The 7,109-nt window shown below is 67.2% G+C and carries 8 protein-coding genes; 6 read left to right on the forward strand and 2 right to left on the reverse strand.

Annotated features, from left to right (window positions below):
* The 6 genes from DSP71_RS20280 (at window position 1) to mutM (ending at window position 5,097) form a co-directional block, all read left to right on the forward strand.
* The gene (locus DSP71_RS20280; protein ID WP_113681910.1) at window positions 1–2,175 is read left to right on the forward strand and encodes an ATP-dependent DNA helicase RecG; all 2,175 of its coding nucleotides are present in this window, start codon (window positions 1–3) and stop codon (window positions 2,173–2,175) included.
* Between the two features lie 30 nt (window positions 2,176–2,205).
* Window positions 2,206–2,703 (forward strand): pantetheine-phosphate adenylyltransferase, encoded by a 498-nt coding sequence (gene coaD / locus DSP71_RS20285; protein WP_046748450.1) that lies wholly within the window; start codon window positions 2,206–2,208, stop codon window positions 2,701–2,703.
* Window positions 2,704–2,774: 71 nt separating this feature from the next.
* Window positions 2,775–3,323, forward strand: coding sequence for a DUF177 domain-containing protein (locus DSP71_RS20290; RefSeq protein ID WP_046748451.1), 549 nt, complete (start codon window positions 2,775–2,777; stop codon window positions 3,321–3,323).
* Window positions 3,324–3,325: 2 nt separating this feature from the next.
* The gene (rpmF, locus tag DSP71_RS20295) at window positions 3,326–3,535 is read left to right on the forward strand and encodes a 50S ribosomal protein L32 (RefSeq protein WP_017830754.1); all 210 of its coding nucleotides are present in this window, start codon (window positions 3,326–3,328) and stop codon (window positions 3,533–3,535) included.
* 10 nt (window positions 3,536–3,545) lie between these two features.
* Window positions 3,546–4,238: a ribonuclease III gene (gene rnc, locus DSP71_RS20300; protein WP_113681911.1), complete on the forward strand. Its 693-nt coding sequence runs from the start codon at window positions 3,546–3,548 to the stop codon at window positions 4,236–4,238.
* Window positions 4,231–5,097, forward strand: a complete 867-nt coding sequence (gene mutM / locus DSP71_RS20305; RefSeq protein ID WP_061017640.1) for a bifunctional DNA-formamidopyrimidine glycosylase/DNA-(apurinic or apyrimidinic site) lyase — start codon at window positions 4,231–4,233, stop codon at window positions 5,095–5,097. The genes rnc and mutM overlap by 8 nt, the downstream gene beginning before the upstream one ends.
* A gap of 18 nt (window positions 5,098–5,115) precedes the next feature.
* Here mutM and DSP71_RS20310 read toward each other — a convergent pair whose 3' ends face one another.
* Together DSP71_RS20310 and DSP71_RS20315 are read right to left on the reverse strand one after the other, a co-directional pair.
* On the reverse strand, window positions 5,116–5,925 hold the full coding sequence (locus tag DSP71_RS20310) for a hypothetical protein (protein ID WP_113681912.1): 810 nt from the start codon (window positions 5,923–5,925) through the stop codon (window positions 5,116–5,118).
* A gap of 153 nt (window positions 5,926–6,078) precedes the next feature.
* Window positions 6,079–7,109 (reverse strand): permease (locus DSP71_RS20315; RefSeq protein WP_258546580.1); only part of this gene is annotated, 1,031 nt, incomplete at its 5' end.

The raw sequence follows: 7,109 nt of genomic DNA on the forward strand, positions 1-7,109 counted from the left end.
ATGTCGCTCACGCTCGATTCCTCGTTGGAGGACGCCATCGGTGCGGCGTCGTCCAAGACGCTCGGTCGGGCCTTCGGCATGAAGAGCGTCGGCGACCTCCTGTCCCACTACCCTCGCCGCTACGCCGATCCGGGAGAGCTGACGCCCATCCGTGACCTCCCGCTCGGCGAGACAGTCACCATCGTGGCCGAGGTGCTCTCCTCGAGCTTCCGACGGATGCGGAACCGTCCCGGTGCGATGGTCGACGTCGTGATCGGCGACGGCATCGGACGCATGTCCCTCACGTTCTTCGCGAAGAACGTCGGCGCGGCGGAGTGGCGCTCGAAGGACCTCGCAGTCGGTCGTCGCGGCGTGTTCTCCGGCAAGGTGGGGGAGTTCAACGGCGTGACGCAGTTCGCCCACCCCGAGTACGAGCTGTTCGATGACGAGGACGCCGCCCGTCGCAGCGCCGACGCGCGCGCCACCGTGCCGATCCCCATCTACCCCGCCACGTCCACGATCCAGACATGGCAGATCGCCCGACTCGTCGGTCGGGTTCTCGACGACCTGGCAGAGGCGCCCGATCCCCTGACCGCGGAGATCAGGGAGCGGGAAGAACTGCTCACCGCGCGCGAGGCTCTGGAGCTCGTGCATCGCCCGCGGACGCGGAACGACATCGATCCGGCCGTGCGGACGCTGCGGATGCATGAGGCCCTCACCTTGCAGACGGCACTCCTCCAGCAGCGCGATGCGATCCGGGCGCTGGCCGCCACGTCTCGCCCCTCGATGCCCGGCGGGTTGCTCGAACGTTTCGATGCGAGCCTCCCGTACACGCTCACCGCCGACCAGGAGACGGTGGGACGACAGATCGCCGCGGACCTCGTGGGCGCCTGGCCCATGAACCGTCTGGTCCAGGGAGAAGTCGGCTCCGGCAAGACCCTGGTCGCTCTGCGGGCGATGCTGCAGGTGGCGGAGAGCGGCGGCCAGGCCGCCTTGATCGCGCCGACGGAGGTGCTCGCAGGGCAGCACCTTCGCTCGATCACCAAGATGCTCGGTCCCGATCTCGCGCCGCTGTTGATGCCGACACTCCTGACCGGTCAGATGGCGGCGGCCGATCGCCGCAAGGCTGCCCTGCGGGTCGCCTCGGGTCAGGCACTGATCGTCGTGGGTACTCATGCGCTGCTGGGCGAGAAGACCACCTTCGCCGATCTCGGTCTGGTCGTCGTCGACGAACAGCATCGGTTCGGCGTCGAGCAGCGCGAGGCGCTGCGCGCGAAGGGATCGAGTCCGCACGCGCTGGTGCTGACCGCGACTCCGATCCCGAGGACGGTCGCGATGACCGTCTTCGGCGATCTAGACACCTCCGTGATCCGCACCATGCCGGCCGGGCGTGCCGGCATCGAGTCCTTCGTCGCCCCGCTCGCAGAGCACCCGGGGTGGTTCAACCGTGTGTGGGAGCGCGCCGCCGAGGAGATCGCCCAGGGACGGCAGGTCTTCGCGGTGTGCGCCGCGATCGACACGGCCAAGAAGACGACAGAGGCGGGGGAGCAGCAGGCACTCGCTCCGGAGGCAGCGTCAGGGCCGCGCTGGGGCGTGGTGCAGCTCGATGAGGCGTTGGCGACCCATCCGACGCTGGGCGGACTGCGGCGTGCCGTGCTCCACGGTCGTATGCCAGCGGATGAGAAGGATGCCGTGATGCAGTCGTTCGCACGCGGTGACATCGATCTGCTCCTGGCCACGACCGTGATCGAGGTGGGCGTCGACGTGCCGAACGCGTCGACGATGATCGTCCTCGACGCGGACCGGTTCGGGATCTCTCAACTGCATCAGCTCCGCGGCCGGGTCGGTCGAGGCGGCGTGCCAGGGCTCTGCCTGCTCGTGACCGAGGCCGAGGCGGGCACGCTGGCCCGTGAGCGCGTCGATGCGGTGGCGGCGACTCTCGACGGGTTCGCCCTGGCGGAGGTCGATCTCGAGCTGCGCGGCGAAGGCGACGTGCTGGGCGCCGCCCAGGCGGGCGTTCGCTCCTCTCTGAAGCTGCTCAGGGTGGTGAAGGACGCAGGGCTGATCACCCGCGCACGCGAGGTCGCGGAAGGTATCCTCGCCGCCGACCCGCAGCTGGCTGATCACCCGGGTCTCCGCGAAGCCATCGGGCGCCGGGTGAGCGACGAGGATCGGGCGGCGCTGGCGAAGAACTGACGGGGAACCGGCGTGCCCTAGGCTGGAACCATGAGCAGCCGGATCGCCGTCGTCCCGGGTTCCTTCGATCCGCCTACCCTGGGTCACCTCGATGTGATCCGGCGCGCCGCGGCCCTCTACGACGAGCTGCACGTGCTGGTCGTGCACAATCCGGGCAAAGAGGCGATGCTCCCCATCGCGCAGCGGCTCTCGTTGCTGGAGAGGTCGATCGCCGACGACGGCATGCAGGGCGAGATCGTGATCGGTTCGTGGAGCATGGGGCTCTTGGTCGACTACGCCCGTGACGTCAACGCGGGAGTGCTCGTGAAGGGCATCCGCTCGCAGATCGATGTCGCGTATGAGTCACCGATGGCGATCGTCAACAGACACCTCGCCGGCATCGAGACGGTTTTCCTCCTTCCCGACCCCTCGCACGCCATGGTCTCGAGTTCCCTCGTCCGCCAGGTCGCGTCTCTCGGTGGCGATGTGAGTCCCTTCGTTCCGCCCGCGGTCGCTGCATTCCTGGACACGGGATCCCGAGGGATCTGAACCTCTCGCCTGGACGCGGATTCAGGACGACAGCGTGCAGCGGCCGGTAGCATGGGAGTGTGCGCTCTCGAATGAACGGCCCTTTCGTGCTCCCCGTCCGTGACATCGTCCGGCGTCCGGGGGAGATGCGGGAACACGAGTTCACCGTCGCCCTCGCCGAGTCATGGGGTGAGGGGATCGTGTCGTACGAGGCCGGCTCCGAGCTCGATCTCGATGTCCGCCTCGAGTCGGTGCACGAGGGCATCCTCGTGTCGGGAATCGCCGAGGCCGAGTACGCCGGCGTGTGCGGAAGATGCCTGATGGACATCACTCGGCCCGTCGAAGTCGAGTTCCAGGAGCTTTTCGCGTATCCTGGTGAGGAAGAAACTGACTTCGAGGTTCAAGACGACCACGTGGATCTTGAAACTCTCGTCAGGGATGCGGCCGTACTGGCACTTCCTTTTCAGCCGGTGTGTCAGCCGGATTGCCCGGGTCTCGACCCGAAAACGGGTGAACGACTGACCGTGAGCACCGGAACGGAGCAGGCCGCTCCCATCGATCCTCGGTGGAGTGCGCTCCAGAACATCACAGACCAAGACGGCACGGAAGAATCTCGTGCCGCCGAGAAAGAAGAGAGCTAGTCATGGCTGGTAACCCCCCGAAGCGCAAGGTATCCCGTTCGAACACCCGCTCGCGTCGCGCGCAGTGGAAGGCGGCGCCCGTCGCGCTCGTCAAGACCATCGAGAACGGCCAGGTCGTCTACAGTCGTCCTCACCAGGCCAAGGTCGTCACCGACTCGCAGGGCACCGAGCTCTTCCTTGAGTACAAGGGCCGCAAGGTCGCCGACGTCTGAGTCGCGTACCGTGACGGAGGTCCCCGGGGGGACGAGACCTCTCCCAGAAAAGCTCCGCGTCGATATCGACGCGGAGCTTCTGGAGTTGGCCCTCACCCACCGCTCCTACGCGTACGAGCACGGCGGCATCCCGCACAACGAGCGGCTCGAGTTCCTCGGTGACTCGGTGCTCGGGCAGGCGGTGACCGTCATGCTCTTCACCACGCATCCTGATCTCGACGAGGGCGAGCTGGCGAAGCGACGAGCCAGCGTCGTGTCGACCGTCGCCCTCGCCGAGGTGGCTCGGGGCATCGACCTCGGCAGCCATCTGCTGCTCGGCCGTGGCGAGGAGCAGACCGGCGGTCGGGACAAGGACTCCATCCTGGCCGACACCATGGAAGCCGTCATCGGCGCGACCTACCTCTCGGCAGGTCCTGACGCTGCCACGGAACTGGTGCTCCGACTGACGAAGCCCCTGCTGGCTGACCCGGAGCGCTACGGTGCGGCCATGGATCCGAAGACCAGCCTGCAGGAGCTCGCCGCCCGGCTCGGCGCCACCCCGCCTCGCTACTCGGTCGAGGCGAGCGGACCAGACCACGACCGTCGTTTCCTGGCCACGGTCAGCGTGGGCGACGTGAGCATGACGGGTGTCGGCAGCAGCAAGAAGACCGCCGAGATGGCAGCAGCCCTCAGCGTGTGGCGTACCCTCAGCGAGCGTGCCTGAACTTCCCGAAGTCGAGGTCGTCCGCGCAGGCCTCGCACCGGCCGTGATCGGATCGACCATCACCGCGGTGAGCGTGTTCGATGAGCGCGCCCTCACTCGTCACGTGGCCGGTGCCGCTGACTTCGTCGCTCGCCTCGAGGGACGCATGTTCACCGACGCATCGCGCCGCGGGAAGTTCCTGTGGCTGCCGCTCGATGACGAGGATTCTGCGCTGATCGGGCATCTCGGAATGAGCGGTCAGATGCTGTTGCGCGCGCCCGACGCGGGGGCCGAACGACATGAGCGGGTGCGGATCGGAATCGAGCATCCCCGGCACGGCGAGCTCGCGATCGTCTTCGCCGATCAGCGGACCTTCGGATCCCTCGCCGTCGACGCGCTGATCGACGACGGCGGATCGCGGATCCCGACTCAGGTGGCGCACATCGCTCGTGACCCCCTGGATCCGGCATTCGACGACCGTGGCTTTCGAGCAGCTCTGGGGCGACGGGGGAGTGCGATCAAGCGTGTTCTCCTCGATCAGGGTGTCGTGAGCGGGATCGGCAACATCTACGCAGACGAGTCGCTGTGGGCAGCGCGGATACACCCCGAAACGCCGGCCGATCGTCTGTCGACGCAGGCCGTCCGCAGGCTGCTCGCCGAGGTCCGGCTCGTGCTCGCGAAAGCCCTCGCCGAGGGCGGAACCAGCTTCGATGCGCAGTACGTCAACGTCAACGGCCAAGCCGGCTATTTCGCGCACTCGCTCAACGCCTACGGGCAGCAGGGCAAGCCCTGCCCGCGGTGCGGAACGCCCATCGTGCGCGAGAGCTTCATGAACCGCGGCTCTCACTTCTGCCCGCGCTGCCAGCGGCTGCCGAGATAGCGCGGATCGAGAGGCTCATCAGGAATAGCAGCTGAGTGGCGTGATCACAGAATCGTTATCAGCGCCCATGAGCGGGGCGCCTGCCCAAAGCGGCTCGCCCGCATGGGCGACCTGGACGTCGCGGAACTCCCAGAAGGTGTCCGGGACCCACACGAGAGTCGTCGGATCGTCCACGTTCACCGGTATGGGTGACTCGCGTTCTCCGTAGTTCGCCGAGGCCTGATCCACCATGCCCACCACTCCGTGATCCACGACGCCGCCCCGTGACGATGTCGAGTACAGCCCGCCTGAAGGGGCGATGATGTACGTGTAGGCGTCGACGAACTCGGGCCAGTCCCAGCTCTTCCGTGGTTCGACCCAGGTGAGCTCCCGGATCGGCTCGGGCCATCGCGTGACTTCGGCGACCGGTACGGAGACGCTGCTGCAGGCCGGAATCCCCTCCAGGTCGAAGCGAATCGCATCGAACCGATCCCAACCCTCGGTGCTTCCCACGAGCCAGGTCGTCGTGGACATGATCGCGCTGCGGGACCGGTTCTCCAGGACGAACATGCCTTCCTCGACCGACACCGTCACAGCACCGACCGTCGCCCAATCGGATGTGCGCTGAAGCGCTTGAGTCTGTGCTTGGGCTGACTCTGCCTGAGCGTAGAGGGGGGCGAGCTGAGCCATTGAGAAGAACAGCGTTCCTAGAGCAGCGAGGGCGCTGCCGATCGCGGTCACGCCGCCGACCCACACCCATGTACGCGACCTCTTGATGCTCGAGACTTCCGCGACCAGGCCAGCTACTTGTTGCTGCAGCGCGTGGTTCTTGCCTGCTTCGTGCTTCATGGCCGACGCAAGAGTCGCTACTTTCTGTTCGAATCTCGCTTGTGCTCGGCGTCGACCTCTGAACGTCATCCCCCACGGATATCACAGCCCGCGGCGACAGTTCTCGCCACACCCCGGCATGCTCACCGAAACCCCATAGAGGCGGCACGGTGTTCACGTAGCCACGAAGGAGCGCTGCAGGAGTGGACGGGTCGCCCACGTCGTCGCCCAGACGACACCGATCCCGACCGACACCACGAGCGCGATGGTCAGCAGCGACTCGGGCGCCGTGATCAGCGCGATTCCGACCAACGGGAACACGAGGATCGCGGCCACGAGCGCGGAGCCGATCGCGGTCACCAGCAGCGGTGACATGATCGCCCGCCGTCGCGCCCTGTCCACGGTCTCGAGAGGCATACCGAGGTGATGCAGACTGCGGTGCAGCTCGCGTTGGTCGAGGACGTCTGAGGCCTGGTTGACCCCGACCGATGCCGCGACCATCAGGAAGGAGCCGATGAGCGTGATGATGAGACCGGTCCGGATGTCATCGGCGAGCGCGATGTCGGCGGCAGCGGCATCGGAGGTGCTCATCATGCTCAAGAGCGCGACTCCGGTACCGGCGAAGACGGCCATGAAGCTCGCCATGGCGATACCACCGACCTGCCGCCAGGCCGCTTTCGGCGAGTCCAGCACGATGCGGGCTGCGAGCAGTCGCTCCGGTCGCTCGGCTCGACGGAGCTGCCCTGAGGCGACCACCTTGAGCACCCACGGCCCGACGAGGTTCAGCACTGCCAGCACGGCGCCGAAGAGGCCGGCGAGTACGACGATCGTGAGGACGAGTCCGCCCACGGAAGGGAAGACCTTGATCAGCACGAACGCGACGGCGATCGCACAGACGGCGAACACCGCCCGGATCCAGTGCACCTTGGGAACATCGGTGCGTGTGCGCACGCCGAGCGGTGAGATGACGACACGACGCAGACCGATGATCGCACTCGTCGACGCGAGGGCGAGCACGGCCGCCACCACGAGGGCCGTCTGCGCCGGCGGGAGGACGACGGCACCGAATCCGAGGGCTTCGCCGCGGAACGGGATGAGTCCGATGAGGGGGCTGAGGGCGACGTGCGCGACGACACCGACCAGGGCACCGGCCGCGGCGACGAGCACGGATTCCGCCACGGTGGCGACGGTCACGCCCGCCGGCG

The sequence above is a fragment of the Microbacterium sp. H6 genome (genome assembly GCF_003314775.1).
Classification (GTDB): domain Bacteria; phylum Actinomycetota; class Actinomycetes; order Actinomycetales; family Microbacteriaceae; genus Microbacterium; species Microbacterium oxydans.

What these genes read in the sequence shown, in the direction of transcription:
- DSP71_RS20280 (WP_113681910.1), top strand. Translation starts at nt 1, where the DNA reads ATGTCGCTCACGCTCGATTCCTCGTTGGAGGACGCCATCGGTGCGGCG.
- coaD (WP_046748450.1), top strand. Translation starts at nt 2,206, where the DNA reads ATGAGCAGCCGGATCGCCGTCGTCCCGGGTTCCTTCGATCCGCCTACC.
- DSP71_RS20290 (WP_046748451.1), top strand. Translation starts at nt 2,775, where the DNA reads ATGAACGGCCCTTTCGTGCTCCCCGTCCGTGACATCGTCCGGCGTCCG.
- rpmF (WP_017830754.1), top strand. Translation starts at nt 3,326, where the DNA reads ATGGCTGGTAACCCCCCGAAGCGCAAGGTATCCCGTTCGAACACCCGC.
- DSP71_RS20310 (WP_113681912.1), bottom strand. Translation starts at nt 5,925, where the DNA reads ATGAAGCACGAAGCAGGCAAGAACCACGCGCTGCAGCAACAAGTAGCT.